This window comes from Halorubrum sp. F4, from assembly GCF_027257195.1.
Lineage (GTDB): Archaea > Halobacteriota > Halobacteria > Halobacteriales > Haloferacaceae > Halorubrum.
Genome location: NZ_JAPDFS010000003.1, coordinates 137389 through 153376, shown reverse-complemented (window position 1 = coordinate 153376; position 15988 = coordinate 137389). Strand labels below are relative to the sequence as shown.

Below are 15988 nucleotides of genomic sequence, written 5' to 3'. Positions count from 1 at the left end.
CCCGCGAGTTTATTATGCGCCGCTGATTGCGTGCTACCGAACGCGACTGCTTCCTGACTGACACATGTCTCCCCGACGATTCCTCTCGATCGGTTTACAGGTCGCGGCCGTCCTCGTAGTGCTCTCGCTCGTCGTCGGGCAGTTCCTGGGGCAGCCGGTCCTCCTGAGCTTCGTCGAGACGGGAAGCATGCAGCCCACCCTCGACCCCGGCGACGGCTTCGTCGCGATCCCCGCGCCGGTCGCGGGCGGGATCGGCGTCGGCGACGTGGTCACCTTCGAGGCCCAGGAGATCCAGGGCGGCGGGCTGACGACCCACCGCGTCGTCGACGAGACGGAACGCGGCTACGTCACGCAGGGCGACGACAACCCCTTCACCGACCAGGACGGCGGGGAGCCGATCGTCCAGGAGGCCGACGTCGTCGCGAAGGCGCTCACCGTCGGCGGGAGCGTGGTCGTGATCCCCCACCTCGGGACGGTCGCCATGGCGTTCCAGTCGGCGCTGGAGGGGATCCAGACCTGGCTCGCGGTGACGTTCGGGGTCCGGTCGCTCCAGGGCACCCAGGGACTGGCGTACCTCCTCTTCGGGCTCTCGATCGTCGCGTACGCCGCCGACTGGCTGCTCACGGGCTCGACCCGCGACAGACCGGAGCGGGACCGCTCCCGGGACGACGGCACCTCGGTGACGTTCATCCTCGTCGTGCTCGCGCTCGTGCTGATGAGCACCGCGACGGCGGCGATGGTCGTTCCGGGCGGCACCCAGGAGTACGGCGTCGTCAGCGCGGAGTTCGAGTCCGAGAACCCGACCGTGATCGAGCGGGGGACGAGCCAGGAGCTGGAGTACGTCGTCCCCAACGCGGGGCTCGTTCCCGTCCGGACTTATATCGAACCCGCCAGTCCGGGCGTGACCGTCGATCCCCAGCGGGTCGCGGTCGGTCCTCGCGGCGAAGGGTCGACCACGGTGACGCTCACGGCCCCCGACGAGACCGGTTACTACCGCATGTTCGTGGTCGAACACCGATACCTCGCGGTGTTGCCACCGGCGGTCATCGACGGTCTCTACGAGGTCCACCCGTGGGCGCCGATCGTCGCGATCGACGCCCTGCTCGGCGGCGGCATCCTCCTCACCGGGTTCGTCCTGCTCCGCGGGGAGCCGGCGCGGATCCGGGGCCGCGAATCGCGCCGGACGACCCCGCTCCACCGACGACTCCTCCGTAAACTCTACTGATACCCATGAGTACGCCGCTTAACTCCGACGAAACCGCATCCACGGGTCCGGACGAAACCCGACTCCGGCTCCGTGCCTTCCTCGACGCACAGCTTTCCGTCCTCCTCGTCGTCTGTCTCCTGGTCGCTGCCGTCGGCGGCGGGATCGTCTACACCACTCACCTCGACCCCGGCACGGAGACGCAGACGCGAACCGTCTCCTCGTGGACCGTCGAATCCGGGTACTCCCACAGCGCCGAGGTGACCGAACCGAGCCCCGTCTTCTCGATCGGCGACGAACTCACGAACCGCTCGACGTACTTCGCGACCGTCGCCCCCGAACTCGACGTCGCCGCCGAGGTCACCTACGCCATCGATCCGGCCCGGGGCGTCGACGCGGACGATGCGGCCGAGAACGTCGACGTCGCCGTCGACTCGACGCTCGTGGTGCGCAACGTCGGCGAGGAGGGGACGCTCTACTGGCAGCAGCGGGAGTCGATCGACTCGACGACTGCCGAGAACGTCGCCCCGGGCGAGACGGTGTCCGCACCGTTCACGCTGAACAGCACGGCGATCGACGAACGGGTCTCGGCGATCGAAGAGCAGCTCGGTGCCTCCCCCGGACAGACGGAGACGTTCGTCGTCACCGACGTCGAACTGACGGGCACGCTCAACGGGGAGAACGTCACGTACACGCGGTCGGTCCAGTTCGGGATCTCCCACGAGGGCGCGACCTACACCGTCTCCGACCCGGGCGTCCAGTCCGACGGCGACGAACAGCAAGTCACCGAGACGGTCGAGCGGACGTACGGGCCGCTCCGCGGGATCGGCGGCCCGGCCCTCCTCGTCGTCGGTCTCCTCGGCGTCGCGGGGATCGGCTATGGCCGGTACGAGGGAGTACTCGACGTGAGCGAGGCCGAACGGGCGTACCTCTCGTATCGCGACGACCGTTCGGAGTTCGACGAGTGGATCACGCAGGTCCGGCTCCCGTCGGAGGTGCACGACCGGCCGGAGGCGCACGCGGAAGGTCTCCGCGACCTCGTCGACTTCGCCATCGACAACGACACCGGCGTCGTCGAGGACCCGAACACAGGGGCGTTCCACGCCGTCTCCGGCGAGTTCGTCTACACGTACCGACCGCCGCTCGCGCCCGGCTGGGGGGCGGACGACGGCGAGGGAGTCGCGGGGTCGACCCTCGACGGGAACGACGATCCCGGCGACGGGGAGCCGGCGGAAACGGACGCGGGGCTGTTCTCCGGATCGCTCCTCGGCGGAGACTCGGACGGCGGGAGCGGATCGGACGGCGATAACGACGCTCCGGACGCGACGGACGATCCGAACGAGAACCCCTGATTCGGAACCGGAGCGGGGCTCAGAGCGCCTGCTCGTAGCCCGCTTCCTCGATCGCGGCCGCGAGGGCGTCGTCGTCGGCGTCGCCCTCGACGCTCGCGGTGCCCGCCTCGTGGTCGGCGGTCGCCGACTCGACGCCGGGCACGTCGTCGAGCGCGTCCACCACGTTGTCCTCGCACCCGCCACACGCCATGCCGTCGATCTCGATCGTTCGCATGTCCGCCTTTCGGCCGCCACGAACATCGGGCTTTCCTTGACGGCAGGTGGGTCCGGACGCTTTTGTCCGCCGGGAGGAAAGGACGCCCATGCGCACGCTCGACGAGACGGATCGGGAGATCCTCCGACTGCTGTTGACGGACGCCCGGCGGCCCTACAGCGACATCGCCGACCGGGTGGACCTCTCCGCGCCGGCGGTGTCGGACCGGGTCGACCGGCTCCGCGACGCCGGCGTGATCGAGGGGTTCACCCTGCGGATCGACGCCGACGAACTCTCCGAGGGGCTGGCGGCGCTCGTGACGCTCGAGGTGTCGCCCGCGGACGCCCCGGCTGTCTACGAGGCCCTTGCAGGTCGAGACCGTGTGGAACACGCCCTCCTGACGGCCGACGGCGACGTGGTCGCGCTCGTCCGGGTCGCCGACGGCGACGTTCGCGCGTTCCTCGACCGAACCGTGGGGTTGGATCGGCTCTCGGACCTCTCGGTGCGGGTCGTCGACCGCCACGAGTGGTCGCCGGGGATCGGCGACGCCGACCTCGCCGTCGACTGCGTCGAGTGCGACAACACGGTCACCGCCGAGGGGGAGTCCGCGCGGATCGACGGGACGCTGTATCACTTCTGTTGTGGGTCCTGCCGGCGGAACTTCGAGGAGCGATACGAGCGATTGGAGGAGGGAGCGTGAGCCCGGGAAGGTAACCTACTTGAGTCCGGCCCGGTTACCGGCATTCGAAGTCCCGTGGTGTAGTGGCCAATCATAATGGCCTTTGGAGCCATTGACGGCGGTTCGAATCCGCCCGGGACTATGTCCTCGACGTCTAGAGTCCTTACACGCCAGCGTCCGCACTCTCGGCTCGGGCGCGACCCGTTGTGACCGACCGATACGTACGAAAGACCGTCGCGCCGCTCAGACCAGCCGCTCGGCGATGCGGGCCGCGCCCTCGGCGGCAGCGGTCGCGGGATCGTCGGGGGCGACGACCTCGACGTCGCGGTCGAGTTCGGCCGAGAGCCGCTTCTCGAACTCCTCGACCAGTCCGGGGATACACGCCATGCCGCCGGTGACGGCGATCGGGCGGCCCAGCGCGAGCTGGTAGGGTTTCATGTGGTCGTTCGCGAGCTCGGGGAGGAACTCGTTGGCGACGGCGTCGACCGCGTCGTCGATGTAGCGGTCGACCGGCTCCTGGACGCCGCGGTCGACGGTGAACTCGTGGCTCCCGCCGCCGGGCTGTTGAACCACGTCCGTGAACGGCTCGAAGTCGTACACGTCGGCGTGCTCCTCCTTGTACTCCCGGGCGGTCGTCCGGTCGATGTGGACCCGGCCCTGGCTCTCCTCCTCGACGGCGGCGACGATCCAGCGGTCGACCTCGTTGCCCGTGACCGAGCCGGTCGAGAAGGGCGAGAGCTGCTCGCCGCGGCGGTACGCACACGTCTCGAGCGTCGTCGACCCCATGTTGACCGAGATGAACACCTCGTCGATCGCCTCGAGGCCGTCGCCGTAGGCGGGGATCGCCCCGCACAGCGACTCGGGGAAGCTCCGCACCGCGACCTCGCCGATCGACGAGCCCTCGATGACGGACTCGAGGTTCTCGACGCCCGTTTCGTTGTCGATGGTCGGCACCGCGTAGACGACCGCGCTGTCCGCGGGGACGTCGTGGGCGTTCACGACCGCCTCGAAGAATCGCTCGGCGTCGGCGACGCCGTCGTCGTCCTCGGGCAGCCCCGATCGGAGCATGAACCGGACGGAGTCCGGGTATTCGATGGCGGCGTCGCGGCCGAAGAGCACCTTCTCCGCGCCCGTGATGGCGTCCTCGTAGGTCGCCAGACAGGTGAGCGTCGAGCGTCGCTCGCGGCCGTCGCGGTCGTCGGGGAGGTCGAGCACCGTCCGGGTGCTGCCGAGTTTCACTCCGACCGGGGTCGGGGCGTTCTGGTCGTCGAGGTCCGTCGTATCGGTAGATTCTGCGTCGCTCATTGTTCACTCGCACACGAGACGATCCGGACGACCGAGACGAGGCTGACCCGATGGTCGGCGGGGGAAAAGGGCCGGTCGTGGCGCGGCGCGTCGAAGCCGGTCAACCGGCGTTCCAACGCGTCCGCGACTCCCGGCGCGATCCACCCGAGTTCGGCGTAGTACGACAGCGCGTCGCGGCTCCGCAGGTGGCCGCCCACGTCGACGAGATAGCCGAGCCAGTCGGCGACCTCCCGCTCCGCCTCGGGACCGGCCGGGAGTACCCGCAAGTAGGGGCGCTCCCCGTCGACGACCCGCCGCAGCCCGCGTTGTCGCTGGAGGACCTCCGTGAAGGCGGCCGAGCGAGCCACCCGCTCGGCGCGGTTCCGGTTCGGCTGACGAAGCGGCCGCTCCCGAGGCGCTTCGTCCGCGCCCGCCCGCGTTCCCGCGAGCCAACGCAGTTCCCGTACGTCGTATCTCCGTGGATTCAGGCTCATCGTCCGTCCGTCGTTCGCGTCCGTACCGAAAGCGTCCCTCCCGGCGTATATGAGGGTTCGTGCGCAGTTATCAGCCGTGAAACTCACCGTGGCCCGTCGGATCCCCTTCGAGCCTCCGTCCGGCTACCACGCGTCTCGTCCCCTCGACCGGGTGACGATCCGGTTCGCGACCGCGACGCTGCCGATCGCGAGCGCGGCACCTGCGACGACGTCGGTCGCCCAGTGGATCCCGAGGTACATCGTCGCGACGGCGATGCTTCCCGCGAGGAGCGCGGCCACGGGCGTCCACCGCGGGAACTCCTCGTGGGTCGAGACGGCGACGAGGAGGACGGTGGCCGACAGCGCGGTGTGAAGGGAGGGAAACACGTTCGTCTCGACGTTCACCCGCGCCGTGAGCTGGGTCACCTGCCGGAACGAGTCGAGGAGCGGCTCCTCCACCCGCGCCGCGTTCGGGTCCGCGCCGGGCAGCCGGTGATAGTTTCGCGGGCCGTACGCCAACACCGCCGCGTAACAGCCGATCGCCGCGGCGTAGTTGACCGCGTACGCCGCCACGAGCGTCTTCAACGGACGGGCGTTCCCGGCGAACAGGTACGCGGCGAACGGGAACGCGAGCAGGACGACGTACCCGATCACGTACACCGGCGCGAAGTAGTAGAGTCCCCAGTCGGGGATCGCCCCTTGGAGGCTCGCGACGAAGTCGCCCTCGACGGCGTAGAACCACGCGGTCGCGTCCATGCCGTACCGCCGGGAGAACGCCTCGAGGCGGTCGAGGAGCCCTTTGTTGACGAGCAGAACGACTCCCAATCCGCCGACGTAGGGGGCGACCGCCCGGAGCCGCCGCCGGAACCGGTCGCGTTCGGCGGCGACCGTCCGGACTCGATCGAGCCCGACGCACGCCGGGAGCAGGACGGCGAAACACGCGAGGGTGACCCCCGAGACCAGGGTGGCAAGCGCCGCGAACAGCATCGGTTCTCCGGGGTTACGACCGGGCAGGTATCACTCCTCCGCTCCCGGCGAGGCGGGTCGTCGGCCGCCGTCCCTTCCGTTCCCCTCCGTCGTTCCCGTCTACTCCCCGTCGTCGACCCACGGCAGCGGCTCCGTACACCAGTGACAGAAGTCGAGGGTCGCGTCGGTCTCCCGCCCGCAGTGGGGACACTCGACGTCGGCGTGATCGCGGTCGGGCGTTTCGGCGGCCTCCGGTTCCGCCGGTTCGCGGCCGACGCCCGTACCGTCCTCCTCGGGTCCGCCCGTCGCGTGCCGCCGTATCGCCGCCGCGGTCGCGGCGGCTCGATCCGCCTCCGCGGCCTGCGACCGTGCCACGAGGTACGCGTCCACCGCCGAGAGCCCGACCAGCACCGAGATCGGCAGGGCGATCTCGGGAGGGATCGCGGCCGCGACGTCGGCGACCGATCCGGTCGGATCGACGGGGCCCGCGTCCGAGAGGCTGTACAGCGCGACGGCCCCCCCGATGACCGTCACGTGCCACACGATCGCCCGCCCGAACCGTCCCAGGAACGCGTGTCCCAGGCCGGGGACGAACGTCGCCAGGAGGGCGGCGACCGGCGCGCGGAGACGGCGTCGCATGCCGATCGGTTCTCGCGGCCGCTACTTACCGGCTGCGATGGCGGACGAGAAAGCACCGACATCGGCTCGCCACCGCGGATAACAACCGTTAATCGGGGGCCTCCCCTGCGGTGAGCCATGAACCGCCAGCGGGCGACCGCGTTCGTCCCCGGCCACGTCACCGCCTTCTTCAGCGCGCACCCGGCCGAGGATCCGGCCGTGGCGGGATCGCGTGGAGCGGGACTCACCCTCTCGGACGGCGTCGACGTGACGGTCGATCCGGTCGACGACGCCTCCGCGGCGGACGACGGCCTCGACGCGCTCACGCTCAACGGCGAGTCGGCGTCGATCGGCGCGGTCGCGGACGTGCTCTCCGCGCTCGGCGTGCGGGCGCGGGTGACGCTCGAGACCGACCTCCCGATCGGGGCCGGATTCGGCGTCTCAGGTGCGGCAGCGCTGGGGACCGCGCTCGCCGCCAACGCGGCCGCCGACCGCGGTCGGTCGGAGAACGAGCTCGTGCGGGTCGCTCACGCGGCGGAAGTCGAGCGCGGAACCGGACTCGGCGACGTGGTCGCTCAGGCCCGCGGCGGGCTCCCGATCCGCGTGGAGCCGGGTGCGCCCGGACACGGCGAACTCGACGGGATCCCCGCCCACGCCCGCGTGGAGTACGTCACCTTCGGGGAGCTGTCGACGGAGGACGTGCTCGCGGGCGACACTTCGACGCTCTCGGCGGCGGGGGAGCACGCCTTCTCCCGGCTCCGTGCCGACCCACGGCTCCCGACGCTGATGGACGCCTCCCGCGAGTTCGCGGAACGGGCCGACCTGCTCGTCCCCGAGGTCGCCGAGGCGATGGAGGCCGTGGCCGCCGCCGGCGATCCGGGACACGACGACTCCGTCGACCGCGCCGGCGACGGGTCCGGAACCGGGGCGTCGATGGCGATGCTCGGCCGAACCGTCTTCGCGCTCGGAACCGGGCTCTCCGACGTCGGCTACGACCCCGCGGTCTGTCACACCCACCCCGCGGGTGCGCGACTGATCGAGGAAGAGCGATGATCGGGGCGAGGATCGGCACGACCGGATGAGGAGCGTAACGGTCGGAACCGGCCGTCTCAGTCGTCAATCCGTCCGGACGGCCGCCGGATCCCGCGCGTCGAGATGGTCGCGGGCCGCCTCGGCGATGACCTCGGCGGGGCCCCGGACGCACTCGCGGCGAAGGTCGGGATAGCGGCCGTCGACGAGCTCCTCGACGATCGTTTCCGCCTCGAGGGCACGCCCGATCGGCTCGCCGGTCAGCGCCTCCGAGACCATGCTCGCGACCGCGGTGCTCACCGCGCAGCTCTCGCTCTCGAAGCCGATCTCGGCGACGGTTCCGTCCTCGCCGAGCTCCACGTAGAACTCGCCGTCGTCGCCACAGGAGGTCTCCGCCGAGTGCTTCGTGAACGTCGGGTCGGCGATCGCCCCGGCGTTCCGCGGCGAGCGGTAGTGGTCGGCGAATCGGTCGTGGAAGCGGTCGGACGCGATCAGCTCGTCGCGGTGCTTCCGTGCGTCCTCCAGCGCGTCGATCAGGGCGTCGACCTCGCGCTCCGTGTTGTAGACGTAAAAGGACGCGCGCACGGAGCCGGGGATGTCGAGCCGGTCGTGGAGCGGCTGGGTACAGTGGTCGCCGGCGCGGACGGCGATGCCGCGGTCGTTCAGTATCGACGAGAGGTCGTGGCCGTGAACGCCGTCGACGTTGAAGGAGACGAGCCCGGAGCGCTCCTCGCCCCGCGGGACGCCGTAGACGGTCACGTCGTCGCGCTCGGCGAGCCGGTCCATCGCGTACTGGGCCAGGTCGTTCTCGTGGGCGGCGACCCGTTCCATCCCGATCTCATCGAGGTAGTCGGCGGCGGCCGCGAGCGCGATCCCCTCGGCTATCGGCGGCGTCCCGGCCTCGAACTTCCAGGGCGGCCGGTTCCACGTCGACCCCTCGAAGGTGACGTGGCGGATCATCTCGCCGCCGTAGAGGAACGGCTCCATCCGCTCTAAGAGGTGGCGTTTCCCGTACAACGCGCCGATTCCGGTCGGCCCGGCCATCTTGTGGCCCGAGAAGGCGAGGAAGTCGGCGTCGAGCGCCTCCACGTCGACCGGGCGGTTCGGCACCGACTGGGCGCCGTCGAGGAAGAGCAACGCGCCGTGGTCGTGTGCGAGGTCGGCGAGGTCGCTCACGGGATTTATTGTCCCGAGGACGTTCGAGACGTGCGCCACCGACAGCATGCGGGTGTCGTCGTCGATCACCTCGGTCGCGTGCTCCATGTCGAGGTGGCCGTCCTCCTCGACTCGGACGTACCGGATCTCCGCGCCGGTCCGGCGGGCGACCTGCTGCCAGGTGACGAGCGAGGCGTGGTGTTCCATCTCGGTCACGACCACGTTGTCGCCGGGCCCGAACTCCTCGATCCCGAAGCCGTAGGCGACGAGGTTCATCGCCTCCGTCGCGTTCTTCGTGAACACGATCTCCTCCAGCCCGCCGCTCGCGCCGACGAACTCGGCGATCCGCTCGTGGGCCTCCTCGTAGGCGACGGAGGCCTCGTGGCTCAGCCCGTGGATCCCGCGGTGGACGTTCGCGTTGTACTCCTCGTAGTACTCGCGGAACACGTCGTACACCTGGGTGGGCGTCTGGGTCGTCGCGGCGTTGTCGAGGTAGACGAGCGGCTCGCCGTCGACCTCCCGGTCCAGTATCGGGAAGTCGTCTCGGATGCGTGCGGGGTCGGCCATACCGGCAACAGATACCGTCGTACAATAAGCTTCAGGGTGGAAACGTCGCCGTCCGACGCCCGCGACGACGTGCCGTTCGGCGGTCGTGACGACGCGCCGATCGTTCGTGTATCACGACGCGCCGATCACGACACCGGGTCGCGCGCCGGTGTGGTCGCCGTCGCGGACGACGAACTCGCCGTTGACGAGGACGTGGTCCACGCCGGCGGGATACACGGCGGGATCGAGGAAGTCACCGGTCTGCTCGACCGTCTCGGGATCGAACGCCGTCACGTCGGCGCGGGCGTCCCGTTTCAACACGCCCCGGTCGTCGAGGCCCAGCCGTGACGCGGGCATTCCGGTCATCTTGTGGATGGCGCGCTCGAGCGGGATCACTTCCTCCTCGCGGACGTATCGACCGAGCACGCGGGGGAACGTCCCGTAGTTGCGCGGGTGTGGCACGCCCTCGCCGAGCGGGCCGGACCGGCGGAGGGAGGACCCGTCGCTGCCGACCATCGTGAGGTCGTGACGCAGTACGGTCCGAACGTCCGCCTCGTCCATGCCGAAGCTGACGTGCATGGTCCGGTTCTCGTCCTCGAGAACGATGTCGAGGAGGAGCTCCGCGGGTGGTCGCTCCTCGCCGCTTCGGGCGGCGAGTTCGGCGATCGTCCTCCCCTCGATCCCCTTCAGATCGGGATTCTGGACCCCGGTCACCAGGACGCCGTCCCAGTCGGCCGTGCGCTCCGTCTTCAGGTCCTCCCGGATCCGGGCTCGAGTTTCGGGGTCGCGAAGCCGCTCGAGGAGCGCGTCGTCGCCGCCGTCGTGGGCCCAGTCGGGGAGGAAGGCCCCCAGACTCGTCGAGGAGGCGACGTAGGGGTACTGGTCACACTGGACGTCGATCCCCTCCCGTTCGCGAACGAGTTCCATCCGGCGGAGCGTCGCCCGCACCTTCCCCCAGTTGTCGGGACCGATCGCCTTGTGGTGGGACACCTGTACCGGCGCGTCCGCTCGACGGCCGATCTCGATGGCCTCCTCGACGCTCTCGAGGAGGTCGTCGCTCTCGGAGCGCATGTGGGTGGCGTAGAAGCCGCCGTGGTCGGCCGCCACCTCGGCGAGCGCGACGACCTCGTCGACGTCGGCGTAACAGCCCGGCGGGTAAAACAGGCCGGTGGAGAGGCCGACCGCCCCGTCCGTCATCGCCTCGGCGACCAACTCGCACATCTCGTCGAGCTCGTCGGTCGAGGGCGCGCGGTCCTCGTATCCGACGACGGCCGCGCGGACGTTTCCGTGGCCGACGAGCGACCCGACGTTGAGCGAGAGGCCGTCCGCCTCGAGGTACTCGAGGTAGCCGGCCATCGACTCCCACTCGTCGGCGTCGACGGCGTCCCCGAGTCCACGGCTCTCGAACCAGTCGTCGACGGAACGGGAGGCCGCTCCGTACCGCGGGGCCACGCTCGTCCCGCAGTTCCCGACGACCTCGAGCGTCACGCCCTGTCTGACCTTGCTGTGTGCTTCGCGGTTCGCCGGGAGCGTGAAGTCGGAGTGCGTGTGGACGTCGATGAACCCCGGCGCGACGACGTCGTCGTCGAGGTCGATCTCGGCGTCCCCCTCGCCCTCGACCGTCCCGACCGCGGCGATCCGACCGTCGTCGACGGCGACGTCCCCGCGGTACCACGGTGACCCGGTTCCGTCGACGATCCGCCCGTTTCGGAGCACGCAGTCGTAGTTCATCGAGCCGATCCACGGGAAGCCACGGGTAAAGGGTGCCGTCGCCGCCCGTCGCTTTCGGCCGCCGCCACCACGCGCTCGGGGCGACGAACAAAGCCTTTACCGCGTGGCCCGCCTACCTCCGGCAAATGGTGCTCGACGACCTCGGAACGTCCCTGCGGAGCAGCCTCGACAAGCTCCAGGGGAAGACGCGTCTCGACGAGGACGACGTCGAGGAGATCGTCAAGGAGATCCAGCGATCGCTGCTCTCCGCCGACGTCGACGTCTCCCTCGTCATGGAGCTGTCGGACTCGATCGAGACGCGCGCGCTGGAGGAGGAGCCGCCCGGCGGCACGACCGCCCGCGACCACGTCCTCAAGATCGTCTACGAGGAGATGGTCGCCCTCGTCGGCGACTCCACGGCGCTGCCGCTCGAACCGCAGACGATCCTGCTGGCCGGGCTCCAGGGCTCCGGGAAGACCACGTCCGCCGCCAAGATGGCGTGGTGGTTCTCGACGAAGGGACTCCGCCCGGCGGTGATCCAGACGGACACCTTCCGGCCCGGCGCGTACGACCAGGCGAAACAGATGGCAGAACGGGCGGAGGTCGACTTCTACGGCGACCCCGACGCCGACGACCCCGTCGAGATCGCCCGTGAAGGGATGGAGGCGACCGCCGACGCCGACGTGCGCATCGTCGACACCGCGGGGCGACACGCCCTCGAGGACGACCTCATCGCCGAGATCGAGGAGATCGAACGGGCGGTCGACCCCGACCGGTCGCTGCTCGTGCTCGACGCCGCGATCGGGCAGGGCGCCAAGGACCAGGCCCGCCAGTTCGAGGCGTCGATCGGCATCGACGGCGTGATGATCACCAAACTCGACGGGACCGCGAAGGGCGGCGGGGCGCTCACCGCCGTCAACGAGACGGGCTCGTCGATCGCCTTCCTCGGCTCCGGCGAGACCGTTCAGGACATCGAGCGGTTCGAGCCCTCCGGGTTCATCTCCCGGCTGCTCGGGATGGGCGACCTCAAGCAGCTCTCCGAGCGCGTCGAGCGCGCGATGCAGGAGGCCACGGAGGAGGACGACGACTGGGACCCCGAGGACATGCTTCAGGGCGAGTTCACCCTGAAGGACATGAAAAAACAGATGGACGCGATGAACCGGATGGGGCCGCTCGACCAGGTGATGGACATGATCCCCGGGATGGGCGGCGGGATGATGGACCAGCTCCCGGACGACGCGATGGACGTCACCCAGGACCGGATGCGAAAGTTCGAGCGGATCATGGACTCGATGACGGAGGGGGAACTGGAGAACCCCCGCGTCGTCGGGCAGGAGCGCACCCGCCGGATCGCCCGCGGATCGGGTACGGACGAGGAGACCGTCCGCCAGCTCCTCGAACAGCACTCGATGATGGAGCAGACCATCCAGCAGTTCCAGGGGATGGGCGAGGGCGACATGCAGCGGATGATGAAGAAGATGGGCGGCGGCGGTGGCGGCCTCGGAGACATGATGGGCGGCGGGAAGGGGCCGTTCGGGTAGGCCGATTCCTGCCGAACCGCCCGCCTTCGCGCGACCGTCAGCTCTGCCGACTTCCTCCGTTTTAAGCGTCCGACCGGACAAGGGCGGCCGATGGACCTCCGGCGGATCGCCGAGTACGACGTGCTCCTGTTGACGGCGCTTCTGTGGTTTCTCGGCAAGTTCCTTCGGTACGCGTTCCCGCCGCTTTTCGAGTCACTTCAGGCGAGTTACGGCGTGAGCAACGCCGCGGTCGGCACGGCCTACACCGGGTTCATGCTGGTGTACGCGCTGATGCAGTTCCCGAGCGGTGCGATCGCGGATCGGGTCGGCGCGGTGCGGGTCATCGTGGCCGGAGCGACCGTCGCGGCGGTCGGGGCCGTCGCGCTCGTCGTCGACGCGCCCTTCCTCGTTCTCGCCGCCGTCATGCTCGTCATCGGGGCCGGGACGGGCGCACACAAGACGGTCGCCGTGCGGCTGCTCTCGCGCGTCTATCCGGCGCGGACGGGGCGTGCTCTCGGCGCGCACGACACCATCGGAGCGTTGGGCGGCGTCGCCGCGCCCGCGGCGGTCGTGCTCTTCGTCTCCGCGCCGGCCGCGCTCGACGCGCTCCTGGACCGGCTGCCGGGTGCGGACTGGCGCGGGCTGTTCGTCGTCTCGGGGATCGTCGTCCTCGCGATCGCGGTCGCGTTCGCGGTGCGCGTCCCGAGCCGGCTCCCGGAGAACGCCGACCGCGGGGAGCCACAGGAGGGTCCCGAACCGACCGCCCGGGACTACCTCGTGTTGTTCCGGGACCGCCGAATGACCGCGTTCGTGATCGCCACGATCGCCGCCTCGTTCTCGTACAACGGTGCGGTCGCGTTCTTCCCGCTGTACCTCTCACGGGCCGCCGGGCTGTCCACGTCGACGGCGAGCCTACTGTACTCGGTGCTCTTCGCGGTCACGTTCGTCCAGCTCGTCTCGGGCGACCTCTCCGACCGGCTCGGTCGCTTCCCGGTGATGACGGTCGCGCTCGGGCTGGCGGCGGCCTCGCTCGTCGGCGTCGTCCTCCTCGTCGACGCCGGGCCGATCGTTCTCGGCGTGCTCGTCGCCACGCTCGGGCTGGGGTCCCACGGCTACCGCCCCGTCAGGGGGGCGTACCTGGTCGAGGCGCTTCCGGAACGGCTCGCCGGCGGCGGGCTCGGCGTCGTCCGCACTCTGCTCATGGCCGCCGGTGCGCTCGCGCCGGGAATCGTCGGCGCGATCGCCGACGTCGCGGGATTCCGTCCCGCGTTCGCGCTGCTGGCCGGATCGACCGCGCTCGCCGCGTTCGTGGTGGCGGGACTGTGGATGACCGAGTGAACGATCCGTAATCGGATCGGGATATCGGCCCACTTGTTGCGTTGTTTACTCGATGAATTCAGTGTATTCCGACATCGTACTCGGAGATCGTATTTACAATAACACATTTCTGTGAAACATCGGTGGGTTTATGTAGATCTTGTCGCGACACTACATCGGACATGGTAGGGAGTAGCACATGTTACATGCAACCAGCCTAACCACCCGACCCGACGCGGAGTACGAGCCGAGAGACGACCCGTTCATCGAGGGTTCGTCTCCCGAAACACGCCGCGACGTGGAGGGTGACGGATGACGGGCGCCGAGACGTTCGGAGCGATCTCGGTCGTTCCGCCGCTCCTGGCGATCGTCCTCGCGATCGTCACCCGTCGGGCGATCCTCTCGCTGTTCCTCGGGATCTGGTCCGGCGGGATCATCTTCACGGGGAGCCACGGGATCGTCCAGACGCTCAACTGGACGGTCTCGTCGCTCGGCGAGAGCCTGTTCAACGCCAAGATCCTCACGATCGTGATGTTCCTCGGCGGGGGCGTCGCGCTGATCTGGCGGCTCGGCGGGGCGAAAGCCATCGGGAACGCCGCGACCTCACGGCTCGATTCACAGCGGAAGGTCGGGCTCGCGACGTGGATCTTCGGCATGCTCTGGTTCTTCGGGGACTACTCCAACACCGCCATCGTCGGCACGACGATGCGGGACATGGCGGACGAGCTTCGGATGTCCCGGGAGAAGCTGTCGTACATCATCGACTCCACCGCCGCGCCGGTGGCGACGTTCGGCATCTCCAGTTGGGTCGTCTACCAACTGAGCATGATCGAACAGGGGTACGAGGCCGCCGGGATCTCGGGGGAGGCACCCGAGGCCTTCAGCCTCTTCCTCCAGAGCATCCCGTTCAACATGTACTGCCTCTTCGCGCTGGCGATGGTCGGGATCATCATCATCACGCAGCGCGACTTCGGCGAGATGCTCGACGCCGAACACCGCTCGTGGAAACACGGGAAGCTGCTCCGTGACGACGCCGTCCCGATGCAGAGCGCCGAGGACAGTCTCGGGGACATGGTGACGGACTCGCCGCAGCTCCGGTACTTCCTCCTTCCCGTCGGCACGCTCATCACCGTCGTCTTCGTCGGCTCCGCCTACACGGGCGTCCAGGGGGCCGGGGCGAACCCCGAGCTGATCGACATCGTCGGCAACGCCGCCTTCGTCGACGCGCTGTTGTGGGGTTCCTTCTCGATGGTCGGGATGGGCCTCATCAGCGGGTTCGTCGGCGGCCTGATGGACCTCGAGGAGGCGATGGAGACGGTCATCGACGGGTTCAGCATGATGATAACCGCCGCGTCCATCCTCGTCATGGCGTGGACCATCGGCACCGTCACGACCGAGCTCGGGACGGGGATCTACGTGACCAACGTCGCGGAGTCGATCATCTCCCCGATGCTTTTGCCCGTGGTCATCCTGTTCGCCTCGGCGGTGATCGCCTTCTCCACCGGGACCTCCTGGGGGACGATGGCCATCGTCACGCCGATCGCCATCCCGCTGGCGTGGAGCATCGGCGGTTCCGCCCCGACGCTTCTGCCGGTCGCGGTGGGGACGGTGTTCAGCGGCGCCATCTTCGGCGACCACTGTTCGCCCATCTCGGACACGACGATCCTGTCGTCGACGTTCACGGGGGCGGACCACATCGACCACGTGCGGACGCAGATGTACTACGCGGTGACCGTCATCATCGTCGCCTCGGCGATGCTGCTGGTCTGGGGCGCGACCCGGATCACGCCGCTGGTCCTGCTGCCGATCGGCGTCGGCCTGCTCTACGGGCTCGTCTACGGGCTCTCGGAGTTCGACGCCAACCGCAAGGACCTCACGCCGCAGGCGGCACGGACCGAACAGCAGTCCTCGCCGTCGGACGACTGACGGCGTCGCGGTTCCC

14 protein-coding genes and 1 tRNA gene are annotated in these 15988 nt (G+C 69.4%); 8 read left to right on the top strand and 7 right to left on the bottom strand.

What is annotated here, in order from left to right; translation table 11 throughout:
- Positions 1 to 64: 64 nt before the first annotated feature.
- Together OKW78_RS09100 and OKW78_RS09095 are read left to right on the top strand one after the other, a co-directional pair.
- On the top strand, positions 65 to 1225 hold the full coding sequence (locus tag OKW78_RS09100; RefSeq protein ID WP_281194869.1) for a signal peptidase I: 1161 nt from the start codon (positions 65 to 67) through the stop codon (positions 1223 to 1225).
- A gap of 5 nt (positions 1226 to 1230) precedes the next feature.
- A complete protein-coding gene (locus OKW78_RS09095) occupies positions 1231 to 2556 on the top strand; it encodes a DUF5305 domain-containing protein (protein WP_281194868.1) in 1326 nt (441 codons plus the stop codon).
- A gap of 19 nt (positions 2557 to 2575) precedes the next feature.
- On the opposite strand, the gene OKW78_RS09090 is transcribed toward OKW78_RS09095, so the two are convergent.
- A complete protein-coding gene (locus tag OKW78_RS09090) occupies positions 2576 to 2770 on the bottom strand; it encodes a heavy-metal-associated domain-containing protein (RefSeq protein ID WP_281194867.1) in 195 nt (64 codons plus the stop codon).
- A gap of 88 nt (positions 2771 to 2858) precedes the next feature.
- Here OKW78_RS09090 and OKW78_RS09085 point away from each other — a divergent pair, with 88 nt between their 5' ends.
- Both OKW78_RS09085 and OKW78_RS09080 read left to right on the top strand, forming a co-directional pair.
- Positions 2859 to 3449, top strand: coding sequence for a winged helix-turn-helix transcriptional regulator (locus OKW78_RS09085; protein ID WP_281194866.1), 591 nt, complete (start codon positions 2859 to 2861; stop codon positions 3447 to 3449).
- A gap of 48 nt (positions 3450 to 3497) precedes the next feature.
- A tRNA-Gln gene (locus tag OKW78_RS09080) sits at positions 3498 to 3570 on the top strand.
- Positions 3571 to 3671: 101 nt separating this feature from the next.
- Here OKW78_RS09080 and OKW78_RS09075 read toward each other — a convergent pair.
- From OKW78_RS09075 to OKW78_RS09060, 4 genes are all read right to left on the bottom strand, one after another.
- Positions 3672 to 4733, bottom strand: coding sequence for a rod shape-determining protein (locus OKW78_RS09075; RefSeq protein WP_281194865.1), 1062 nt, complete (start codon positions 4731 to 4733; stop codon positions 3672 to 3674).
- Entirely contained in the window at positions 4730 to 5206 is a 477-nt protein-coding gene (locus tag OKW78_RS09070; protein WP_281194864.1) for a FlaD/FlaE family flagellar protein, read from the bottom strand. The genes OKW78_RS09075 and OKW78_RS09070 overlap by 4 nt, the downstream gene beginning before the upstream one ends.
- 123 nt (positions 5207 to 5329) lie before the next feature.
- A complete protein-coding gene (locus OKW78_RS09065; RefSeq protein WP_281194863.1) occupies positions 5330 to 6172 on the bottom strand; it encodes a phosphatase PAP2 family protein in 843 nt (280 codons plus the stop codon).
- Positions 6173 to 6271: 99 nt separating this feature from the next.
- Positions 6272 to 6790 carry a zinc ribbon domain-containing protein gene (locus OKW78_RS09060; RefSeq protein ID WP_281194862.1) on the bottom strand — a complete coding sequence of 173 codons (519 nt, stop codon included), beginning with the start codon at positions 6788 to 6790 and terminating at the stop codon, positions 6272 to 6274.
- Positions 6791 to 6907: 117 nt separating this feature from the next.
- Here OKW78_RS09060 and OKW78_RS09055 point away from each other — a divergent pair, with 117 nt between their 5' ends.
- Positions 6908 to 7822: a pantoate kinase gene (locus tag OKW78_RS09055; RefSeq protein ID WP_281194861.1), complete on the top strand. Its 915-nt coding sequence runs from the start codon at positions 6908 to 6910 to the stop codon at positions 7820 to 7822.
- A gap of 63 nt (positions 7823 to 7885) precedes the next feature.
- Here the strand turns inward: OKW78_RS09055 and OKW78_RS09050 are convergent, their stop codons facing one another.
- Together OKW78_RS09050 and OKW78_RS09045 are read right to left on the bottom strand one after the other, a co-directional pair.
- Positions 7886 to 9520 (bottom strand): SufS family cysteine desulfurase, encoded by a 1635-nt coding sequence (locus OKW78_RS09050; protein WP_281194860.1) that lies wholly within the window; start codon positions 9518 to 9520, stop codon positions 7886 to 7888.
- Between the two features lie 111 nt (positions 9521 to 9631).
- Positions 9632 to 11230: an amidohydrolase family protein gene (locus OKW78_RS09045; RefSeq protein WP_281194859.1), complete on the bottom strand. Its 1599-nt coding sequence runs from the start codon at positions 11228 to 11230 to the stop codon at positions 9632 to 9634.
- Positions 11231 to 11355: 125 nt separating this feature from the next.
- Here OKW78_RS09045 and OKW78_RS09040 point away from each other — a divergent pair, with 125 nt between their 5' ends.
- The 3 genes from OKW78_RS09040 (at position 11356) to OKW78_RS09030 (ending at position 15972) form a co-directional block, all read left to right on the top strand.
- On the top strand, positions 11356 to 12750 hold the full coding sequence (locus OKW78_RS09040) for a signal recognition particle protein Srp54 (RefSeq protein ID WP_281194858.1): 1395 nt from the start codon (positions 11356 to 11358) through the stop codon (positions 12748 to 12750).
- 90 nt (positions 12751 to 12840) lie between these two features.
- Positions 12841 to 14067, top strand: coding sequence for an MFS transporter (locus OKW78_RS09035; RefSeq protein WP_281194857.1), 1227 nt, complete (start codon positions 12841 to 12843; stop codon positions 14065 to 14067).
- Between the two features lie 291 nt (positions 14068 to 14358).
- Positions 14359 to 15972 carry a Na+/H+ antiporter NhaC family protein gene (locus tag OKW78_RS09030; protein ID WP_281194856.1) on the top strand — a complete coding sequence of 538 codons (1614 nt, stop codon included), beginning with the start codon at positions 14359 to 14361 and terminating at the stop codon, positions 15970 to 15972.
- Positions 15973 to 15988: the final 16 nt, after the last annotated feature.